This is a genomic window from Actinomadura sp. K4S16, assembly GCF_008327685.1.
Taxonomy (GTDB): Bacteria; Actinomycetota; Actinomycetes; order Streptosporangiales; family Streptosporangiaceae; genus Spirillospora.
The window spans coordinates 217,263-237,454 of sequence record NZ_BDDE01000010.1; the positions used below are offsets into that span (position 1 = coordinate 217,263).

At 75.3% G+C, this 20,192-nt stretch carries 18 protein-coding genes; 9 read left to right on the forward strand and 9 right to left on the reverse strand.

Annotation, left to right across the window (positions count from 1 at the left end; translation table 11 throughout):
• Window positions 1-57: 57 nt before the first annotated feature.
• The 4 genes from K4S16_RS01740 to K4S16_RS01755 all read right to left on the reverse strand — a co-directional run bounded on the left by K4S16_RS01740 (window position 58) and on the right by K4S16_RS01755 (window position 3,922).
• Window positions 58-921 (reverse strand): universal stress protein, encoded by an 864-nt coding sequence (locus tag K4S16_RS01740; protein WP_149257033.1) that lies wholly within the window; start codon window positions 919-921, stop codon window positions 58-60.
• 150 nt (window positions 922-1,071) lie between these two features.
• Entirely contained in the window at window positions 1,072-2,004 is a 933-nt protein-coding gene (locus K4S16_RS01745) for a hypothetical protein (RefSeq protein WP_149257034.1), read from the reverse strand.
• Between the two features lie 75 nt (window positions 2,005-2,079).
• Window positions 2,080-2,940 (reverse strand): universal stress protein, encoded by an 861-nt coding sequence (locus tag K4S16_RS01750; protein ID WP_149257035.1) that lies wholly within the window; start codon window positions 2,938-2,940, stop codon window positions 2,080-2,082.
• A gap of 256 nt (window positions 2,941-3,196) precedes the next feature.
• Window positions 3,197-3,922 (reverse strand): hypothetical protein, encoded by a 726-nt coding sequence (locus K4S16_RS01755; RefSeq protein WP_200841639.1) that lies wholly within the window; start codon window positions 3,920-3,922, stop codon window positions 3,197-3,199.
• A 260-nt stretch (window positions 3,923-4,182) separates the two neighbouring features.
• Here K4S16_RS01755 and K4S16_RS01760 point away from each other — a divergent pair, with 260 nt between their 5' ends.
• Window positions 4,183-4,752, forward strand: a complete 570-nt coding sequence (locus K4S16_RS01760) for a hypothetical protein (protein WP_149257036.1) — start codon at window positions 4,183-4,185, stop codon at window positions 4,750-4,752.
• Window positions 4,753-4,783: 31 nt separating this feature from the next.
• On the forward strand, window positions 4,784-6,160 hold the full coding sequence (locus K4S16_RS01765) for a wax ester/triacylglycerol synthase family O-acyltransferase (RefSeq protein WP_235036500.1): 1,377 nt from the start codon (window positions 4,784-4,786) through the stop codon (window positions 6,158-6,160).
• A gap of 56 nt (window positions 6,161-6,216) precedes the next feature.
• Here the strand turns inward: K4S16_RS01765 and K4S16_RS01770 are convergent, their stop codons facing one another.
• Complete coding sequence (locus tag K4S16_RS01770) at window positions 6,217-8,931, reverse strand: cation-transporting P-type ATPase (protein WP_200841640.1); 2,715 nt, start codon at window positions 8,929-8,931, stop codon at window positions 6,217-6,219.
• A 13-nt stretch (window positions 8,932-8,944) separates the two neighbouring features.
• A complete protein-coding gene (locus K4S16_RS01775; RefSeq protein WP_200841641.1) occupies window positions 8,945-11,644 on the reverse strand; it encodes a bifunctional GNAT family N-acetyltransferase/acetate--CoA ligase family protein in 2,700 nt (899 codons plus the stop codon).
• Window positions 11,645-11,733: 89 nt separating this feature from the next.
• On the opposite strand from K4S16_RS01775, the gene K4S16_RS01780 reads away from it, so the two are divergent.
• Both K4S16_RS01780 and K4S16_RS01785 read left to right on the forward strand, forming a co-directional pair.
• Window positions 11,734-12,852 carry a class I tRNA ligase family protein gene (locus K4S16_RS01780; RefSeq protein ID WP_235036501.1) on the forward strand — a complete coding sequence of 373 codons (1,119 nt, stop codon included), beginning with the start codon at window positions 11,734-11,736 and terminating at the stop codon, window positions 12,850-12,852.
• 109 nt (window positions 12,853-12,961) lie between these two features.
• Window positions 12,962-13,336, forward strand: coding sequence for a hypothetical protein (locus tag K4S16_RS01785; RefSeq protein ID WP_149257038.1), 375 nt, complete (start codon window positions 12,962-12,964; stop codon window positions 13,334-13,336).
• A gap of 54 nt (window positions 13,337-13,390) precedes the next feature.
• Here the strand turns inward: K4S16_RS01785 and K4S16_RS01790 are convergent, their stop codons facing one another.
• Window positions 13,391-14,824 (reverse strand): cell wall metabolism sensor histidine kinase WalK, encoded by a 1,434-nt coding sequence (locus K4S16_RS01790; protein WP_149257039.1) that lies wholly within the window; start codon window positions 14,822-14,824, stop codon window positions 13,391-13,393.
• Window positions 14,821-15,561 (reverse strand): response regulator transcription factor, encoded by a 741-nt coding sequence (locus K4S16_RS01795; protein ID WP_149257040.1) that lies wholly within the window; start codon window positions 15,559-15,561, stop codon window positions 14,821-14,823. Before K4S16_RS01795 ends, K4S16_RS01790 begins: the two co-directional genes overlap by 4 nt.
• Window positions 15,562-15,675: 114 nt before the next feature.
• On the opposite strand from K4S16_RS01795, the gene K4S16_RS01800 reads away from it, so the two are divergent.
• The 5 genes from K4S16_RS01800 to K4S16_RS01820 all read left to right on the forward strand — a co-directional run bounded on the left by K4S16_RS01800 (window position 15,676) and on the right by K4S16_RS01820 (window position 19,499).
• Window positions 15,676-17,034, forward strand: a complete 1,359-nt coding sequence (locus K4S16_RS01800; protein WP_149257041.1) for a ferric reductase-like transmembrane domain-containing protein — start codon at window positions 15,676-15,678, stop codon at window positions 17,032-17,034.
• Between the two features lie 13 nt (window positions 17,035-17,047).
• On the forward strand, window positions 17,048-17,491 hold the full coding sequence (locus K4S16_RS01805; protein WP_149257042.1) for an FMN-binding protein: 444 nt from the start codon (window positions 17,048-17,050) through the stop codon (window positions 17,489-17,491).
• Window positions 17,484-18,257 (forward strand): FAD:protein FMN transferase, encoded by a 774-nt coding sequence (locus K4S16_RS01810; protein ID WP_200841642.1) that lies wholly within the window; start codon window positions 17,484-17,486, stop codon window positions 18,255-18,257. The genes K4S16_RS01805 and K4S16_RS01810 overlap by 8 nt, the downstream gene beginning before the upstream one ends.
• Window positions 18,258-18,401: 144 nt before the next feature.
• Window positions 18,402-18,626: a hypothetical protein gene (locus K4S16_RS01815; RefSeq protein WP_149257043.1), complete on the forward strand. Its 225-nt coding sequence runs from the start codon at window positions 18,402-18,404 to the stop codon at window positions 18,624-18,626.
• Between the two features lie 24 nt (window positions 18,627-18,650).
• Window positions 18,651-19,499, forward strand: a complete 849-nt coding sequence (locus tag K4S16_RS01820) for a universal stress protein (RefSeq protein WP_149257044.1) — start codon at window positions 18,651-18,653, stop codon at window positions 19,497-19,499.
• A gap of 155 nt (window positions 19,500-19,654) precedes the next feature.
• Here the strand turns inward: K4S16_RS01820 and K4S16_RS01825 are convergent, their stop codons facing one another.
• Window positions 19,655-20,125: a Crp/Fnr family transcriptional regulator gene (locus K4S16_RS01825; protein WP_235036621.1), complete on the reverse strand. Its 471-nt coding sequence runs from the start codon at window positions 20,123-20,125 to the stop codon at window positions 19,655-19,657.
• Window positions 20,126-20,192 lie beyond the last annotated feature (67 nt).

A 20,192-nucleotide genomic window follows, 5' to 3' on the forward strand; every position in this document is an offset into this window, starting at 1 on the left:
GCCGCGATGCGGCCCCCGGAGCCTTCGGAGGAACCGGGCAGGGATGCCCGTGCCCGCTCAGGTCGCGTGGACGACCGCGACCGGGCAGGGCGCGTGGTGGACCAGGGCGTGGCTGACCGAGCCGAGCAGCAGGCCGCGGAAGCCGCCGAGGCCCCGCGAGCCGACGACGAGCAGGCGCGCCTCCTCCGCGGCGCTCATCAGCACCTCGCGCGGCTGGCCGGTCACGATGTCGGACTGGACCTTCACGTCGGGGTGGAGCTCGCGCGCGGGGATCATCATCCTGGCCAGGCGGGCCTGCGCCGCCTCGCGCATCCCGGCCTCGTCCACCAGCGGAGGGTTCACCCTCTCGGGCACCGCCTCCCAGGCGATCACCGCGTGGACGTCCCAGCCGTGCGCGCCGGCCTCGGTGAAGGCCAGCGAGAGCGCCTCCCGGGACGCCGGCGAACCGTCGACGCCCACCACGACGTGGCCGTGCACCTGCTCCGGCGGCGGGACGAGCTCGCCCCGGACGACCACGACCGGGCACGGGGCGTGCGCCGCCACCTGCGCGCCGACCGAGCCGAGCACCAGTCCGGCGAAGCCGCCGAGCCCGCGCGGGCCGAGCACGATCATGTCGGCGCCGCGGCCGGCCTCGATCAGCTTGGCCGCCGCCTGCCCCCGGGCCAGCACCCCCCGCACGCTCAGGTCCGGCGCGACCTCGCGGACGTGCGCGACACCGTTGTTGAGGTTCTCCTCAGCCACGCCCCGCAGGTCGACGACCGGCATGGCGATCGGCCCTCCGACGTAGACGTCCCACACATGGAGCACCGTCAGGGAGAGTCCCCGGGCCTGGGCTTCGCCCGCGGCCCACTCCAGTGCCTGCACACCGCCCGTGGAGCCGTCGTAGCCCACGACCACACCGGTGATCTGCTCGTCGTTCATGAGTGAACTCCCCTTCAGGGTTCCTGCCTGGTCGATCTCAGCCTCTCCTGCGGGGGCGTGCCGCAGGAGGGTCGACGGTCCGGAGGAACAGGGACCTTCGGCCCTCCGGCCGAGGGCCTCTCGCGGGCCGGCCCCCGGCCCCGGGCCCCGTCAACCGCCGAAACGGCAGAGCGCGCCGATGCCCTCGATCGGAGCGTGGGGCGTGCCCGGTGGAACGAGCCGGGCGTCGGCTCCGGCGAGCAGCGCGGCCCGCAGAGCGACGTCGATCAGGGGGGCGGCCTCGATCACGGGGTCGCCGTCCGCCGGTGTGCCCGGACGCGTCCAGGCGTCCGGGCTCAGGGCCGTCCGGCCGGACGCCCGGTCGAACCACGCGATGCGCCGGTCCGCCGGGTCGTCGACGACGACCAGGGCGCGGACCCGGCCGCGCGAGAGGGCGTCCAGCGTCGCCGCCGCGCCCTCCACCACCCAGTCGGCCGACCCGCCCGCCTCGGCCATGCGCGCCAGGAGGCCCCGGTTCCGTTCCGCGACCCAGGCGCGGACGTGCTGGTCGACCCGGGGGGCCAGGCGCCGCCCCGAATCCTCGCGGGTGAGGACGCACGGCACATGCCGGACGGAGACCCTGCGCCGCACCCCGCCCGGGATGCGCTTGTCGATGTCGTACACCACGCGGATGTCGCCCGCGAGGAGGAGCAGTTCCGCGGGACTGCGAAGGAGCCCGTCGCAGAGGGCCTCCGCGACCCGGACGGCGTTGCGCTCGTCCGGGTCCGCCGGGCGGTCGCGCCGCCTTCCGGATCCCCGGACGGCACGCCTCACGCCGTCGTCCGGGCCTGTGGCGGTGCGCACGATCCGCTGCTGGAGCCCGCCGTGATGGATCTCGATGTCCGCGCCCTCGCGGTCGGTCAGGGCGAGGGCGTAAGGCGGCCTCTCCTGCAGCCAGGCCACGAGCGGGCGCACGTACGGGACGGGTGCGCGGACGAGGACGTCGGACAGCCGCACCCCGGGCATCTCGAACGCGTTCGGCGCCGGTCCGCCCGACACGATCCGGCGCAGGTCCCTCATGCCGCTCTCGGCGTCCGTCCTCATGATCCCAGCGTCCGCCCGCGCCCGCCCCCGAGAAAGGTTCGAAGGTCCGGTCCTGTGGGGCCGTTCGGGCAGATCTCAGAAATCGCCGGCGCTCTCCGGCGGGACCACCGCGATGGGGCAGACCGCGTTGTACAGCAGCCATTGGGCCACCGAACCGAACGCGGGGTGCGCGGCCCCGACCACCAGGAGCCGCGCCTCCTGCGCGGCCTCCTGCAGCGCCTCGGGCGGCGGCGCGAGGGGGTTCTCGGGGTGCGTGAGGACGTCCGGGTGCCGCTCCTGGACGACCGCCACGGCCCGCTCCATCGGGTCGTGCGCGGACGAGTGCCGGACCGCGGGGCCCTGCGCCTCCTCGGCCTCGGCGCCCGAGTAGACGATCTTCAGGGGCAGCTGGCGCAGCTCCGCCTCGCGCGCGGCGAAGGAGAGCGCGCTCTCCGCGGCCGGCGAGCCGTCCACCACGACCACGACCGGCCGCACGTCCTCGGGACGGGGCAGCGCGCCGACTCCCCGGACCACGATGACCGGGCAGCGGGCGTGCATGGCCACGTGCGCGGCGACCGAGCCGACGGGCACGCGCGCGAGCCGGCCGAGCCCGCGCGATCCGAGCACCAGGAGCTCCGCGCCGGCCGACAGCTCCGTGAGCCGCTCCGCCGCCGACCCCTCCTCCGAGACCGGTCGGACCGCGACCCCGGCCGTGCGCTCCCGGGCGCACTCGACGCCGTGGGCCAGCACGTGCTGCGCCGCCTCGTGCAGCGACCGGCGGCCCGCCTCCTCCAGTTCGGGGGCGACCCCCTGGTACGGCCAGTGCCACGCGTGGCACAGCACCAGCGGCGACCCGCGCAGCTCCGCCTCGTCCAGCGCCCAGTCGAGCGCCTGCATGGCGTAGACCGATCCGTCGAAGCCGACGACCACCTCGCGGGCAGTGCCTCCGTCAGACATCGGGCCCCTCCGTCCCCTCCGGCCGCGTCCGCGGACGGCGCGCACGGCCGGTGGCCGGGAGGCGGCGTCCGCGGAACATGGTTGGGGGCGGGAGAAGCCCTCCGCCGCTTAGGCAGCGTTTCGAGATGGACGGTGCGTGGTCTCCCACTTCTCCGTCCCTTCCTCCTCGACTTCTCTCGCCCTACTCCATTCCACCGCCCCTCCGGGGCCCGGGCCAGGGACGAAAGTCCTTCGTTCACCGCCCGGCCCGCGGCCGCTACCGGAGCGGCCGGAGGTCGGCTCGGCGGGCCGCGCCGGTCTCCGCGCCCTCCGGCCCCGCGGCCGCGCGGCCGGCGACGAGCCGCCGGAGGTTGCGGAACTGCCGCTGCTGCATGACGAAGTGCGCGGGCTCGCCGAAGAGCCAGGCGAACAGCCGGTTCGGGACGGAGGGCTCCCCGCGGCCGCGCGTCCGGACGACCAGCCGCGTGCACCCGTCGGGGAGCGGGCGGAGATGGAAGGCCCAGATCCCGTCGGAGTACGCCCTGGGCCGCGGCCCGCGCGGGTCGAACGACCGTCCGGACGGCAGCTCCAGGTCGCTGCGCAGCACCAGGGTCCTGCCCGGGTCGAGGACCTCGACCCGGAAGTACATCTCCCCGCTCGGCACCGCGGGCAGGCGGTCGCCCACCGCCAGGTCCTGCCATTCGGGGACGACGCGGTCCGAGCTCGGCCGCCCGCCGTTGTCGAGCAGGTCCCAGCTGTACCAGCCGGCCCGGCCGTTCCCCATCTGCACCAGCCACGGCCAGACCGCCTCCGGCGGCGCGGGCAGCGAGGTGGCCATGGTCGACTGGCTCGTCGCGTTCTCGATCAGATCGTCGCTCGGATACCGGGCGCCCGCCTCCCTGTAGGTGGCCCCCCAGCACAGCAGCGTGGGGCGGAGCGCGAACACATAGGCGGTGGCGGCGCCGCAGGCGAGCGCGGCCCTGCGGACGTTCGTGCTCTTCACGTGCCCTCCCCCTGTCGATGACCGTTCCGTCCCACGCTGCCGGGCGGCAGTGCGCCTCCGCAGAGGCCTTCGCCACCTCGGCCGCGGGACGTTCGTCCCTCCGCCCCGGGAGGTTCGGCGGACCGGCCGGAAGGGACCTTCGGGTCCGGGGGTGGGGACATCGGTCCGTGGCGCCCGGTGCGCCCCCGAGAAAGGCTGCTGGTGTACGCCGTTCCGGGCGACTTCCGAGGTCGTTCGGGCATCGACCCGGGGAGCAGGCCATGACGCAGACGCGTGCGGACCGCTTGCGGCGCCGCTGCGGGTTCGACGGCAACCCCCTGCGCCGCCGCGTGGACCGGGTCCAGTGGCGGGTCGGGCTGCTCCTGCTCCTGGTCTTCCTGGTCGTCGCCCCGATCGCCTGCGCGCACGCCGTCCGGTCCGTCCACACGGCGGGGGTCCGCGCCGAGCGGTACGAGGCCGCGACGCGCCACCGGGTCGAGGCGACGGTGGTCGGCGTCAGGCCGCTGGAGTCCGGGCGCGACGTGTCGGTGGTCTGGACCGGACCTGACGGCGCCATGCGGACCGGCCACTACACGAGTTGGAAGGCGACGCGGCTCGGCGAGCGGCGCGAACTGTGGGCGGGACCCCACGGCGGTCTGGGCGAGACCGGGCCGCGGAAGCACGTGCGGACGATCGGCGACGACGCGTCGGCCGGCGCGGCGACGGCGGCGGTGACGGGGCTGCCGCTGCTCACCTTCTACCTGCTGGTCCGCCGGCGCTGCGACAGGTGCCGCTACCGCCGGTGGGAGGACGAATGGGCCGACTTCGACCGCCGCTCCCGCTCGGCCTAGCAGGCCGGAGACCGCACGCCGGAGGTGCACGATGCAGCGGATGAACGCGCTGGACGCGGGGATGTTCTTCGCCGAGAACGACACGACGCCGCTCCAGATCGGCACCGTGACGGTGTTCGAGGGCCCCGCCCCCGGCCACGCGGAGCTGGAGCGGGAGATCTTCGCCCGGCTCCGGTTCGCGCCCCGCTGCCGGCAGCGCGTCCGGACGGTCCCGCTCCGCCTCGCGCACCCGGTGTGGGTCGACGACCGCCGCTTCCGGATGGCCGACCACGTCCGGCACGTGGAGGCGCCAGCGCCCGGCGGCCCGGAGGAACTGCAGGAGCTGGCGGGCGACGTCCTCGGCCGGCGGCTGGACCTCACCCGCTCCCCCTGGGAGGTGTGGCTGGTCGAGGGCCTGCGGGACGGCCGCTGGGCGCTGATCTCCAAGGTGCACCACTGCATGGTCGACGGGCTGGCCGGGATCGACCTGCTGGGCGTCCTGCTCGACGCCGGCCCCGGCTGGTCGCCCGCCGATCCCCGGCTGTGGACGCCCGCGCCGGAGCCGTCCGGGCGGGCGGTCGTCCGCAGCGCCGTGGCGGACCGGCTGAAGGGCCTCGGGCGGCAGGCCGCCCGGCTCTTCCTCCCGGCCCTGCGCGACTCGATCACCGTCGCGGGCGCGGTGCCCGGCTACGCCGCGCGCCTCACCGGCCCCGGCGCGTCCTCCCTCAACGGCCCGACCGTCCCGCTCCGGCGCTGGTCGCGGACCTCCGCCGGCCTGGACGAGGTGGCCCGGATCAGGCGCGCCTTCGGCGGCTCGGTCAACGACGTCGCGCTGGCCGCGACGGCCTCCGGCTTCCGGACGCTGCTGGCCGCCCGCGGCGAACTCACCGCGGACTCGACCGTCCGCGCGCTGGTGCCCGTCTCGGTCCGGTCGGCCGACGAACGCGGGGTCCTGGCGAACCGGGTGTCGGCGGTCCTGGCCGACCTGCCCTGCGGGGAGCCGGACCCCGTGCGCCGCCTGCGGCTGCTGCGCGAGCAGATGGACGGCGCGAAGAGCGCGGACCAGGCCGCCGGACTCGACGCCTTCCTCCAGCTCCTCGGGGGCGCCCCCGGCCTGTTCTCGGTGGCGGCCCACACGGCGCTGCGGCTGCGGCAGCCGCTGGTCCACACGATCGTCACCAACGTCCCCGGCCCCTCCTTCCCGCTGTACGCGATGGGGCGGCGGATGCTGGAGATGGACCCCTACATCCCGATCGTCGCCGGGCTGCGCGTGTCCGTCGGCATCGTCTCCTACGACGGCGTCCTGTCGTTCGGGATCACCGGCGACCACGACGCACTCCCCGATCTGCGGACCCTGTGCGCGGGGATCCGCGACGGCGTCGACGAGCTCGTCAAGGAAGCGGCGCGGGCCGCGCATCCCACGGCCTGAAACTGCGGGGACCGCCCCTCCACCGCCCGCGCCGGTGCGTCGGCCCGGGCCCCTGGTCAGCCGGCGCTCGGCGCCGGGACGGCACGGGCGCGGCGGCGGTGGCGGCGGTACTCGTCGGCCGCCCAGACGATGACGGGGAACGCGGCGATGATGCCCAGGACGTCCGGCGGGAGGGCGGCGGTTCCGAAGAGGTGCTGGAAGGGCGGCAGGTAGATCAGGGCGGCGGCGAACAGGACCTCGAAGGCGATGCCGGCCAGCAGGAGCGGGTTGGTGGTGAGCCCCACCTCGCGGAGGGACGCGTGGTCGGTGCGGGAGGCCATCGCGGTGCCGATCTGGCAGGTGACCAGGCCCGCGAACGTCGCGGTGGTGGCGGTCAGGTAGGCGTGGTGGAGGGGGGCGCCCGTGCCGGTCGGGTCGCCGGGATGCCAGCCGGCCCGCCACAACGTGTAGAAGAACACCGACATGACCAGGACGGCGGAGATCAGGCCGAGGTAGCCCCACGCGCGGATCAGCATGTCCCGGGAGATGACGCCCTGGGACGACGGGCGGGGCGGCCGGTCCATGATGCCGGGTTCGGCGGGTTCGCGGCCGAGGGCCAGCGCGGGGAGCGTCTCGGTGCCGAGGTCGATCGCGAGGATCTGCAGGACCGTGAGGGGCAGCGGCACCAGGCCGCCGCTGAGCGCGAACACCAGGAAGGGGACGATCTCCGGGACGGCGTGGGCGAAGATGTAGAGGATGAACTTGCGGACGTTGTCGTAGACGCGCCGGCCGGATTCGACGGCGGTCACGATCGTGGCGAAGTTGTCGTCGGTCAGCACCATCGTGGACGCCTCGCGGGCGACGTCGGTGCCCGAGCGCCCCATCGCCACGCCGATATGGGCCTGGTGCAGGGCCGGGGCGTCGTTGGCGCCGTCCCCGGTCATCGCCACGATCCGGCCGTGGGCGCGCAGCGCGTCGGCGACCTTGAGCTTGGTCTCCGGCGACGACCGCGCGAAGACGATCTCGTCGTCGCCGGTCAGCAGCTCGTCCAGCTCGTGGTCGTGCACCTTCTCCGACTCGGCGACCACGCGCAGGCGCGGGACGCCGATGCCGACCTCCGCGGCGACGGCCGCGGCGGTGGCGCCGTTGTCGCCGGTGACGATGTGGACGCGCAGCCCCGCGCCGTGGCAGCGGCGCACGGCGTCCGCGACCTCCGGGCGCGGCGGGTCGTACAGCCCGACGAGCCCGAGGAGGCGCAGCCCGGTCTCGGCGTCCTCCCGCCGTTCGGGCGGGGCGGCGCCGGGCGGCAGGCCCCGGTCGGCGACCGCCAGCACCCGCAGGCCCCGGCGTGCGAGCTCGTCGACGACGTCCATGACCGCGTGCCGGTCCGCGCCGGAGCAGCGGGCCAGCACGGCCTCGGGCGCGCCCTTGGCGTACACGGCCAGGTGGTCGTCGCGCCGGGCGACGACGGACATCATCCGCAGGCGGGCGTCGAACCGGAAGGCGGCCCGGCGCCGGTCGTCGCGCGCCGTGAGGCGGGCGGGCGCGTCGGGACCGCCGCCCAGGACCAGGGCGATCTCGGTCGGGTCGCCCTGCAGGTCGCCGGCCTCGTCGTAGGAGACCGTGGTGCACTCGGTCATCGCCCGCACCAGCTCGGCGGGCGGCGGTCGCTCCGGCGCCGTGACCGTGCCGCCGTCCGGGGTCCAGTACGCCTGGAGCCGCATCCGGTTCTGCGTGAGGGTGCCGGTCTTGTCGGTGCAGATGACGTTGGTGGAGCCGAGCGTCTCGACGGCGCTGAGCCGCTTGACGACCGCGCCCTGCCGGGCGAGGACCCGGACCCCGACCGCCAGCGCGAGGGTGATGGTCGGCAGGAGGCCCTCGGGCACGTTGGCGACCAGCAGCCCGATCGCGAACATGAGGGCGTCGGTCAGCGGCAGGCCGACCAGCGCCCCGATCAGCAGGAACACCACGCCCATCCCGACCGCGACCGCGGCGATCAGCCAGGCCACCTTCTTGACCTGGGCCTCCAGCGGGCTCTCCCCGCGGGGCGCGCGCTGGCTGAGCGCGGCGATGCGGCCGAGCTCGGTGTGCCCGCCGGTCGCGAACACGATCGCCCGCGCCTCTCCCCCGGTGCAGGTCGTCCCGGAGAACACCAGATTGGGCTCGTGGAGCAGGGCGACGCCCTGCTCGGCCGGCGCCGCCACCCTGTCCACGGGCGCCGACTCGCCGGTCAGCATCGACAGGTCGAGTTCCAGGGCCCCTTCGGTGAGCCGGGCGTCGGCGGGGACCTTGTCGCCCTCCTCCAGGAGGATCAGGTCTCCCGGGACGAGGCCGGTGACCTCCACCGCCCGCGCCGTCCCGTCCCGGACGACGTGGGCCTTCTCCGGCAGGTAGGCCGCCAGCGCCTCGACGGCCCGCTCGGCCTGGTGCTCCTGGAGCAGCGCGAACACCGCGTTCACCAGGATCACGGCCAGGATCGCCCAGCCCAGCACCGCCATGCCCGCCACGAACGCCAGCAGGGCCGCGCCCCACAGCAGTAGCGCCAGAGGGTGGAGGAACTGGGCGGACAGCAGCCTGGCCAGGGATCGCTTCTCGCGCCGCCGGACCTGGTTGGCGCCGTAGACCGCCAGCCTGCGGGCCGCCTCGCGCTCAGACAGCCCGCGCTCCCCCGTCCGCAGTTCCTTGCGGAGCCGGGGCAGGGGCTCGCGCGGGTCGGCGGTCGAGACGGCCTCGTCCGCGGCGGTTTCGGGGCCCTGGTGGTGGTGCCGCACGGTCTCCTGGTGATGTCTCACGATCTCGTCCCCTTCAGCGGAGGCGGCGCAGGTAGGGGTCCCAGGCGCGCCGGGGCACGACCTTCACGCGCGCGTCGACGGCCACCACCCCGTCCGGGCGGACGACGGTGGGGTTGAGGTCGAGTTCGGCGATCTCGGGGTGGTCGGCCGCCAGCCTGGACAGCCGCAGCAGGGCCTCGCGCAGGCCGGCGACGTCGCCGGGCGGACGGGCGGGATGGCCGAGCAGCAGGGCCGACAGGCGCGGCTCGCGGATCAGGTCGTCGGCCTCCTGCGCGGTCAGCGGGGCGAGGCGCGCGGTGCGGTCCGCCAGCGCGTCGGTGTCGATGCCGCCCGCTCCGAAGACGACGACGGCCCCGAACACCTCTTCCTGGACGGCGCCGCACAGCACCTCGACGCCCTCCTCCACCATGGCCTGGACGACCACGCCCTTCAGGTCCTCGCCGAACCGGCCCGCGAGGCCCCGGAAGGCCTCTCGTACCTCCCGCTCTCCGTCCAGGCCCAGCCGGAGCGCTCCCGCCGCCGTCTTGTGCACGACGCCGGGCACGTGCGCCTTCATCGCCACCGGGACGCCCATCTCGCGGGCCGCCGCGGCGGCCTCGTCCTCGGTCCGCGCCCAGCACCAGGGGGCGAGGGGGAGCCCGTAGGACTCCAGCAGCCGGAAGGTGCCGACGGGCGGCAGCCAGCCGCCCTCCGGCTCCGCCGACAGGAACTCGTCGATGACGGCCGCAGCCTCCACCGGCAGCAGGCCTGGCAGCACGGGGGCCGTGCCGGGCGGCAGGCCCCGCCGCCGCGCGTAGGAGAAGGCGCGTGCGAACGCGCGGACGGCGTTCTCCGGATAGGCGTAGCAGGGGACGCCCATCTCGTTGACCCTGACGGTCTCGGCCTGCCCCAGCACGACGGCGGCGACCGGCTTGCCGCCGCCGCCGAGCGCTCCGCGCAGATCGGCGAGCGCCGTGGGCGCCACGAGCGCCAGGACGGCGTCGACGGACTCGTCCGCGGCGACCGCGTCGAGGGCCTCCCGGAACAGCTCGGCGGAGACCGCGGCCGTGGTGTCGACGGGGTTGGAGACCGCCGCGCACGGGGGCAGCATCGCGGAGAGGCGGCGCCGGGTGGCCGGCCCGAGGACCGGGACCGTGAGCCCCGCGTCGGCGCAGGCGTCGGCCGCGAGGACCCCCGCCCCGCCCGCGTTGGACACCACCGCGACGCGCGGCCCCGCCGGGAGCGGCTGGGTCGCCAGCAGCGCCGCCGCGTCCACCAGTTCCCCGAGGTCGTCGGTGGCGACGATGCCCGCCTGCCGGAACAGGGCCCGCCGCGTGATCTCCGGGGTGGCGGCGGCCGCGGTGTGGGAGGCCGCCGCCCGCGTGCCGGGCGCCGACCGCCCGGCGAGGACGGTCAGCAACGGCATCCGGGCCGCCACCCGCCGCGCCGTCCTGGCGAACTTGCGCGGGTTGCCGAACGACTCCACGTGCAGGATCCCCACCCGGGTCGTCTCGTCCGACTCCCACCACATGAGCAGGTCGTTCGCGCTGACGTCGTACTTGTCCCCGACCGAGGCGAAGGAGGAGATCCCGACCCCCAGCCGCGACAGCTGCTCCAGCAGCGCGATCCCGACACCGCCCGACTGCACCACCACCCCCGCGCTCCCGGGGACGGGATGCGCGGCGCCGAACGTCGCGTCGAGCGAGACCGCCGTGTTGGCCGTCCCCAGGCAGTTCGGGCCGACCAGCCGCATGCCGTGCTCCCGGCAGACCGCCAGCAGGTCGCGCCCCTGGACGGCGGTGAGCCCGGAGCTGACCACCACCAGCGCACGGGCCCCGCCGCGCCCGCACTCGGCCGCCGCGCGGACCACGGCGCCGGCGGGCACGGTGACGACCGCCAGGTCGGGCCGCTCCGGCAGGTCGGCGGGCGTCGCCACGCAGGGCGCCCCGTGCAGGTCGCCGCCGGCGGCGTGCGGGTTCACCGCGTACACGGCGCCCCCGAACCCGGCGGAGAGGATGTTGCGCAGGATCTCGGCCCCGACCGTCCCCGGCCGCCGGGAGGCCCCGACGACCGCGACCGTCCGCGGCCGCAGCAGCGGCTCCAGGCTCGCCACGTCCGCGCGCCGCTCCCGTTCGGCCACCGCGTCCAGGTATCCCTCGTCGGAGACCAGCGGCAGCGTCAGCTCGACCACGTTCCCCGCGGAGCGGCGCCGCGCCGCCATCCCGGCGTCGGCGAAGACGCGCAGCATCGCGGTGTTCTCCGCGAGCGTGTCGGCGCGGAAGGCCACGATCCCCTGGGAGCGGGCCAGGGATCCGAGGTGCTCCAGCAGCAGCGTGCCGACCCCCCGGTGGTGCATCCGGTCGGCGACCGCCATCGCGAACTCGGCCTCGCCCGGCACGTCGGTCGGTTCGTACTCCGCCACGCCGACCAGTTCGCCGTGCAGCCACGCGCCGAGCGCCGCGTGGCCCGCGCCGTCCGCGCGGCAGACCCGCGCCGCGACCTGCTCGGCCACGGCCCGGTTGAGGCCGAAGAACCGCAGGTAGAGGCTCTCCTCCCGCAGCCCGCGGTGCAGGTCGCGCACCGCCTCCCGGTCCGCCTCGCCCAGCCGCCTGATCTCGACCTGCGTTCCATCGGTCAGCAGCGCGAACACGCGCGCGCCGGAAAGGCTCTCGGTCATGCCCCCAGCGTCGGACGGGGCGGCCCGGCGGGTCAGCGCCCCAAGGTCACCGGTCATCGGGACCTTCGTCCCCCGGCCGGGAAGCCTTGCCCGGGGTAGGACGGGAGGGAGTAAGGTGCCCTGCCACCCTGACGAACGGCGCTCTCGTGGATCTCAACGCACCCGATCGCACCCTCCGGATCGGCGGCCGGCCCCTCCCGGTCGTCGGCCCCGCCCGCATGTACGTCTGCGGGATCACCCCCTACGACGCGACCCATCTCGGCCATGCCCGCACCTTCGTCTGGGCCGACGTCGCCGCACGCGTCCTGCGGCACGCCGGCGCCGAGGTGCGCGTGTGCCGCAACGTCACCGACGTCGACGACGTGCTGGACCAGGCGGCGCACCGCGCGGGCAGTCCGTACGACAGCTTCGCCGCCGTCCAGCAGTTCTACTTCGAACGCGACCTGGAGGTGCTCGGCGTCCACGCCGTCGACCTCCAGCCCCGCGCCCACACCCATGTCAGCGAGGTCGTCGCGCTCGCCCAGGGCCTCCTCGCCGCAGGCCTCGCCTACGTCCGGGACGGCGCGGTCCTGTTCCGGGGCGGAGACGTCCCGCAGCGCGCCGGCCTCGACGCCGGCCGGGCCCACGACCTCCTCGCCGAGTACGGCGACGCACCCGACGACCCCGGCAAGGAGGACCCGTTCGACGTCGCGGTGTGGCGGCCGTCGCGGTCGGGCGAGCCCGCCTGGCCCAGCCCCTGGAGCGCCGGCCGGCCCGGCTGGCACGCCGAGTGCGCCGCGATGGCCATGACGGCGTTCGGCCCGGCCCTCGACCTGCACGCGGGCGGCGCCGACCTGCGGTTCCCCCACCACGCCTACGAGGCCGCCATGGCCGAGGCGCTGACGGGCGTACGGCCGTTCTCCCGAGCCTGGCTGCACGTGGGCATGGTGTGCCGGGACGGCGTCAAGATGGCGAAGTCCACCGGGAACCTGGTGCTGGTCTCCGACCTGGTCCAGGACCACCCGGCCGCGGCCGTCCGGTTCATGCTCCTCACCGAGCCCTGGGCACGGGAGTGGGACTACACGCCCGGCGCCCTCGACCGCGCCGCGGCCGACCTGGAGCGGCTGCATCTCGCGGCGGGCCGGGGGAACTCCTCCACCGCGGCCGAGGCCGCCGTGGAACGGGCGCTCCTCGACGACCTCGACGTGCGGACGGCGCTCGGTGTGGCGGAGGAGGAGGGCGGCCGGACCGCTCGCCTGGCCATGCGGATCCTGGCTCTCGGCTGAGTCCCATGGCGGTCCTAAGGCCGCACCCGGAGGGACCAAAGTCCCTGGGGCGCCCCCTGCACGAGCCCAATGCTGGTGTCACCGGCCCGTGCGAATAGGGAGGCCCACGTTGCCCGCCACAGCTCCGAACGAGCTCGACATCCAGTTCGCGACCAGCAAGGACGTTTCGCAGGAGGACCTGCGGCAGGCGCGCGAGACCGTCGCCCGAGCGCTGGCTCATGCCCCGCGTCCCGTCCTGTACGCGAAGGCCATGCTCAGCGTTCTCCACGACCCGGCCGTCCCCCGGCCCTGCCTGGCCTCGTTCCGGGTCGACCTCAACGGCCTGCCGGTCAACGCCCACGCCGCGGCGGCCTCGATGCCGGAGGCGGTCAGCCTGGCCGGCACCCGCCTGCGCGCCCGCGTGGAGAGCACCGCCCAGTACAGGGAGACCCGCCGCAGGGCTCGCGGGCACACCAGCGCGACCGGCGAGGGCGCGCCGCTGTAGGAACACGCGGTCGCCGGCGCGCCGCGAGCGCCGGGCTCCAGGGCCGAAGCCCCGCTACGGGGCTTCGGCCTTCGAGATCGGGAGCGTCACGCGGAAGAGCGTGTGTTCTCCGGCGACGAGTTCGGCGCGGCCGCCGTGGGCGGCGGCCACCGCCTGGACGATGGCCAGCCCGAGGCCCGTGCCGCCCGCGCTGCGCGCCCGGCCCTTGTCGGCGCGGACGAACCGCTGGAAGATCTCCTCGCGCAGCTCGGCCGGGATGCCGGGGCCGTCGTCCTCCACGTCGAGGAGGACGGCGGCTCCCTGGACGGTGAGCCGCACGGTGACGTGCGTGCCGGGGGGCGTGTGGGCGCGCGCGTTGGCGAGCAGGTTGGCGACCAGCTGGTGGAGCCGGCGCGCGTCCCCGGTGACGGTCACCGGTTCCTCCGGGAGCACCAGCTCCCAGCGGTGCCGCGGGCCGACCGCACGGGCGTCGGCGGTGGCGTCGAGCACGATGCGGGTCAGGTCGACCGGGTCCGCCTCCAGCGGCCGGCCGGCGTCCAGGCGGGCGAGGAGCAGCAGGTCGTCGACCAGTTCGGACATCCGGACCGACTCGGCCTCGATGCGCCCCAGCGCGTGCCGCACCTCGTCCGGGACGGGCTCGGGCATGCGCAGGGCGAGCTCGGCATGGCCGCGGATCGCGGCGACCGGGGTGCGCAGCTCGTGGCTCGCGTCGGCGGCGAACCGCCGGAGCCGCTCCTCGCTGGCGTGCCGCCGGGCCAGCGCGTTCTCGACGTGGCCGAGCATCCGGTTCAGCGCGGCGCCGACCTGCCCGACCTCGGTGCGGGGGTCGGTGTCGGGGACGCGCTCGGGCATCGCCACCTCGCCGCTGGCCAGCGGCAGCTCGGTGACCCGGGACGCGGTCGCGGCGACCCGCCGCAGCGGGCGCAGGGCCAGCCGGACCCAGGCCGCAGCCGCGATCCCGGCCGCGGCGAGCACGGCCGCGAACACGACCGCCTCCACCATGATGAGGCGGTGCAGCGTCTCCTCGGCCGGCCGCAGCGGCAGGCCGGTGACCAGGACGTCCCCGTCGTCGCCGCGCAGCGCCATCACCCGGTACTCCTCCAGCGCCGACAGGTCGAGCGAACGCCCCCGGCCGTCGGGCGGGAGGGCGGCCAGGGCGCGCCTGTCGGCGGCGTCGAGCGGCACGGGCTCGTCGGAGCTGTCGCGCACGACCGCGGCCTCCGTCACCGTGCGGCCGAAGAGCCGCGCGCCGAACGTCCCCGGCGCCTGACCGCGGGTGTCGGGACGGTCGTCGGCGTCCTTGCGCCGCTCGTGCTCCAGGCTCGCCGGGAACCGCCCGCCGGACGCGGTGAGCTGCTCGTCCAGCCGGCCGACGAGGAACCGGTCGAGCGCGGTCGCGGTGGCGATCCCCACGGCGAGGCAGCTCAGCGCCAGCAGGACGAGCAGTCCGGCGGTGAGCCGGGCCCGCAGCGTGCGCGGGCCCCTCACGGAGCCCCCGGCTTCAGGACGTACCCGACCCCGCGCACGGTGTGGATCATCGGCGCGCGGCCCGCGTCGATCTTCTTGCGCAGGTAGCTGATGTACAGCTCGACGACATGGGCCTGGCCGCCGAAGTCGTAGTCCCAGACGCGGTCGAGGATCTGGGCCTTGCTGAGGACCCGGCGCGGGTTGCGCATCAGGAAGCGCAGCAGCTCGAACTCGGTGGGGGTCAGCTCCACGACCTCGCCCTCGCGGGTCACCTCCCGGGCGTCCTCGTCCATGGCCAGGCCGCCGACGGTGAGCAGCCGACCGGCGCCCGCCTGCCGGGCCATGCCCGCCCGGCGCAGCAGCCCGCGCAGCCTCGCCAGGACCTCCTCCAGGCTGAACGGCTTGGTCACGTAGTCGTCGCCGCCCGCGGTGATGCCGGCGATGCGGTCCTCGACGGCGTCCTTGGCGGTCAGGAACAGCACGCAGACGTCGGGCGAGTCGGCTCGCAGCCGCCGAAGCACCTGCAGGCCGTCGATGTCGGGGAGCATCACGTCCAGCACGACCGCGTCCGGGCGGAAGTCGCGCGCGGCGGCGAGCGCGCCCGCGCCGTCGCCGGCCGTCCGCACCGCCCAGCCCTCCGAGGCCAGGACGCGCGACAGCACCTCCGCCAGATCCGGTTCGTCGTCGACCACGAGGACCCGTACGGGTGTCCCGTCGGCCCGCTGCAAGCCCGCCACCACGGGTTCGTCGTTCGTCATGGTCCGCTCAGCATCCCTCTCCAACCTCTGCCTTTCCTCTGAAAAGGCTCTGAGATGCGCGTTCTCCCATGGTGTCAGAGGGAACGCAGAAAATGCGTTGGCAGGGTGGCCGGCATGACCACGACCAGGTACGACATCATGCGGCCGCCCCAGCAGGCCCGGCGGTCGGCGTGGCGTATCCCGCCCTGGTGGCCGCAGGTGCTGATCTACGCCGGCGCCGTGGCGGTGCTGGCGCTGTGGTGGCGGAGCACCGGCCCGATCACCGGCCTCGACGGCTGGCTGACGGAGGCGGGGCGCGTCACCGGACTGCTGGCGGGATACGGCTGCGCCGTCCTGCTGGCCCTGATGGCCCGCGTGCCGGCGCTGGAGCGCGGGGTCGGCACCGACCGGCTGGCGCGCTGGCACGCGATGGGCGGGCGGTACACCGTCTTCCTCGCGCTGGCGCACGCCCTCCTGATCATCTGGGGGTACGCGGTCACGGCCCGGACCGACGTCGTCCACGAGACGGCGAGGGTGGTCGTCGACTACCCCGAGATGCTCAAGGGGACGCTCGGGTTCCTGCTCTTCCTCGGCGTCGGCATCACCTCCGCGAGGGCGGCCCGGCGGCGGATGCGCTACGAGACGTGGCACTACCTGCACTTCGCCACCTACCTGGCGATCTTCCTCGCGTTCTCGCACCAGCTCGCCAACGGCGCCCAGTTCGCCGGATCGCCCTGGGCCAAGGCCGCCTGGTACACCCTGTACATCGGCGTCGCCGTCGTCCTCGCCTGGTTCCGGTTCCTGATGCCCGCGGTGCGCGGGCTCCGGCACGGGCTGCGGGTCACCGACGTCCAGGCCGAGGCGCCCGGGGTCTTCTCGGTCTACATGAGCGGCCGCCGCCTCGACGAGCTGCGCGCCGAGCCGGGCCAGTTCTTCCGCTGGCGGTTCCTCGCCCCGGGCCACTGGTGGACGGCCAACCCCTACTCGCTGTCCGAACCGGCCCGCGGGCACCGGCTCCGGATCACCGTCAAGGAGGCCGGGGACCACAGCAAGGCCCTCGCCCGGCTCCGCCCCGGGACGCGGGTGTGGGCGGAGGGGCCCTACGGCGGGCTCACCGGAGCGCGGCCGAGCCACGACCGGGCCCTGCTGATCGCCGGCGGCGTCGGCATCACCCCGCTGCGGACGCTGTTCGAGACCCTGCCCGGCGACGTGACCCTCGTCTACCTGGCCCGGCGCCCCGAGGACCTCGCCCTGCGCGGCGAACTTGACGACATCGCCCGCGTGCGGGGCGCGCAGGCCTACTACTTCGTGGACGAGCCGTCCCAGTACTCCCTGCCGCTGACCGGCCGGGCGCTGCGGGGCCTCGTCCCCGACATCCGGCACCGGGACGTCTACCTGTGCGGCCCTCCCGGCATGATGACCGCCGCCCACCGCGCACTCAAGCAGGCAGGCGTGCGGCGCCGCCACGTCCGTACCGAATCCTTCGAGTTCTGAGGGGACCCACCACATGCGCCGAGCCGTGTTCACCACGAGCGCGACGATCGCGGGGGTCGTGCTCCTGCTGTCGCTGAAGCCGCACCATCAGGAGGCCCCCGCCACCCCGCCCGCCACCGCGGGCGGCGGAACGGGCACCGGGACGACCGGAGGGTCGAGCGGCGGAGGGGCGAACCTGGCGAACGGGACCTATCGGGGTCAGACCGTCGACACCCGCTACGGCCCGGTCCAGGTCGAGATCAAGATGTCCTCCGGCCACCTCACCGGCGTCCGCGTCCTGCGCTCCCCCTCGGAGAACGGCCGCGACCGCGAGATCGCCGCGTTCGCCCTGCCCAAACTCACCAAGGAGGCCCTCAAGGCCGGGAACGCGCGCATCGACTCCGTCTCCGGCGCCACCTACACCAGCGAGGGGTACATCACCTCCTTGCAGAGCGCTCTGGACAAAGCCCGTGCCTGAGGGAATCAGCCATGTCGAGCACGTGATGGGGACGGTGTTCTCCTTCGACATCCGCACACCGCGCTCGCCGGCCGTCACCGCGGGCCTCGCCGAGGCCGTCGCCTGGCTGCACCACGTCGACCGCGTCTTCTCCCCCTACCGCCCCGACAGCCAGATCACACGGCTGGCGGACGGCCGCGCCGGGCTCGGCGACTGCGCCCCCGAGGTCGCCGAGGTCCTGCGCCTCTGCGCGGAGATCGGACGGATGACCGGCGGCGCGTTCACCTGCGAACCCGGGGGGCGGCTCGATCCCAGCGGCCTGGTCAAGGGCTGGGCGATCGAGCGGGCGTCGACGATCCTGCACGAGGCCGGGGCGCACGACCACTGCGTGAACGGCGGCGGCGACATCCAGGCGCGCGGCGAGGCCGGCCCCGGAGAACCCTGGCGGCTCGGCCTCGCCGACCCGCACGACCGCGACGGGCTCATCGCCGTCGTGTCCGGTGGCGACATCGCCGTCGCGACCTCGGGAACCGCCGAACGCGGGCGGCACATCATCGACCCCCGCACCGGGCGTCCCGCCGCGGGCCTCGCCTCCGTCACGCTGGTCGGACGCCACCTCACCGACGTCGACGCGCTCGCGACCGCGGCCTTCGTCATGGGCGACGCGGCCCAGGCCTGGGCGGAGGCCTGCCCGCTGGTCGAGGCGCTCGGCGTGTCGTCCGAGGGCCGCCTCTGGTGGACGCCCGGCTTCGAGGGCATCGCCCTGCTCGCCGGCGACCGGGCTTGAGGTCCGCGTCCGGGACGCGGGGGGGGACCGTCGCCGCCGAGGCGGGGACCAAGGTCCCTACGGGCGCGCGGACGCGTGATCGACGCTTGAGTCGGCACCGTTGGCCGCCGTCGGGGCGGCTCGCCGAGGTTAAGGAGCTTCGCGATGGCGAGGCAGATCATTCATGGTTCGTCCGTCCCGGCTCTGGAACACCGCGTCGCGGTGCTGGAGCGGCAGGTCGCCGCGCTGACCGAAGCGGCCCGGCTGCTGGCCGCGGCCCTGGAGGGCACGCCCCTGGACACCCCCGACCGCGGCGGCACGGCGCCGACGGCGCGGCAGGCGCACGAACTGCTCCTGCTTCCGCCGCTCACCCCCACCGCCGGTCGCTGACCCCCGTACCCCCAGGAGAAGCACATGTCCACCCAAAGAACGGCCGTTCTCGTCGGAACCGACGGGTCCGCCCCCTCCGACCGCGCCATCGGCTGGGCCGCCGAGGAGGCCGCGCGCCTCGGCAAGGAACTGCACATCCTGCACGTCCTGGAGACCCCCACGAAGACCGCGCCCGGGAACACCGGCGGCGACGTCGCCTCGCTCGTGGACTCGTGGAACCCGGTGCTGCGCGCCGGACGGGACGTCGCCCTGCGCCGGCACCCCGGTCTCAAGGTCGAGACCATGCTCGTCCACGACCGGACCGTGGCGGGCGGTCTGCGGCACTACACCGGCGAGGCCGCCGAGGTCGTCGTCGGCCACCGCGGCCGGGGCGGCTTCGCCTCGCTGCTGCTCGGCTCCACCGGCCTGGACCTGGCCGGGCACTACCCCGGCCCGGTGGTCATCGTCCGGGGCCACTCGGACACCCCGCTCGGCGAGGTCGTGGTCGGCCTGGACCTGGCCGAGGACCCCGCACCGGCGCTCGACCACGCGTTCGCCGCGGCCGCCGCCCGGGACGCCCGGCTGCGCGTGCTGCACGCCTGGCGGCCCGCCGCGCCCCCCGTCGGCTCCGGGGTGGACGTGCAGCTCGCCGCCAACGCCCGCTACGACCGCCTGGCGGCGGCCCTGGCACCGTGGCGCGAGCGCCATCCGGACCTCAAGGTCGTCGAGGACGTCGTCATCGGCCACCCCGTGGAGATGCTCGCGCAGGCCTCCGCGGACGCCGACCTGGTCGTGGTCGGGTCCCGGGGCCGGTCGTTCCCGCTCGGGTCGGTCGGCCACGGCGTGATCCACCACGCCCACTGCCCCGTCGCCGTCGTCCGCCCCTACGCCTGAGCGGCGGCCCGGCCCCTGAACCGAGGAGGCGCCGAACGGAGGAGGCGCCGAGAACGCGCGACCCGCCCGCCGGAGGCCGGGGCCGGACGGCCCCGGCCTCCGGCGGGCGGGCGTTGTGGCCGATCGGATCAGGCGCCGATCGGGTCGGGCGCCGGTCAGCCGGCCTGCCCCAGCGCCTCGGGTGCGGTCCGGGCGAGCCGCGTCTGGGTCGCCTCCAAGCGGCTGACGACCTGCTCGGCGAAGCGGCGCGTCAGCTCGTAGCCAAGCGCCGGGTCGACCGCGCTCAGCGTCCGGACCAGCCTGCCGTCGAACTCGATCGCCCGGACCGGCGTGCTCGCGACGGCTCCGAACCGCCACCGGTGCGGGCGGAACAGCCAGGACCAGCCCACCACCGATCCGGGCCCGAAGGTGTCGATGACGAGCGTCCCGCCCTCGGGGCCGCGCATGTCCACGGCCACGATCCCGTCCAGGACGAGCCAGAACCGCTCCGCCGGGGCGGCCTCCGCGAACATGCGGCGCCCCGCCGGGATGTCGGTGTGCCGCCCCGCCTTCGCCAGCCTGGACAGGTCCAGGCTCCGCATGCCTTCGAAGAACGGCTCGCGCGCGAGATCCGCCGCGGTCACCATGCTCACTCGACTCGCCTACCTTCGATGTTCCAGAGGTCCCGTCCCCGGCACGGGGACGGGCTCCCGT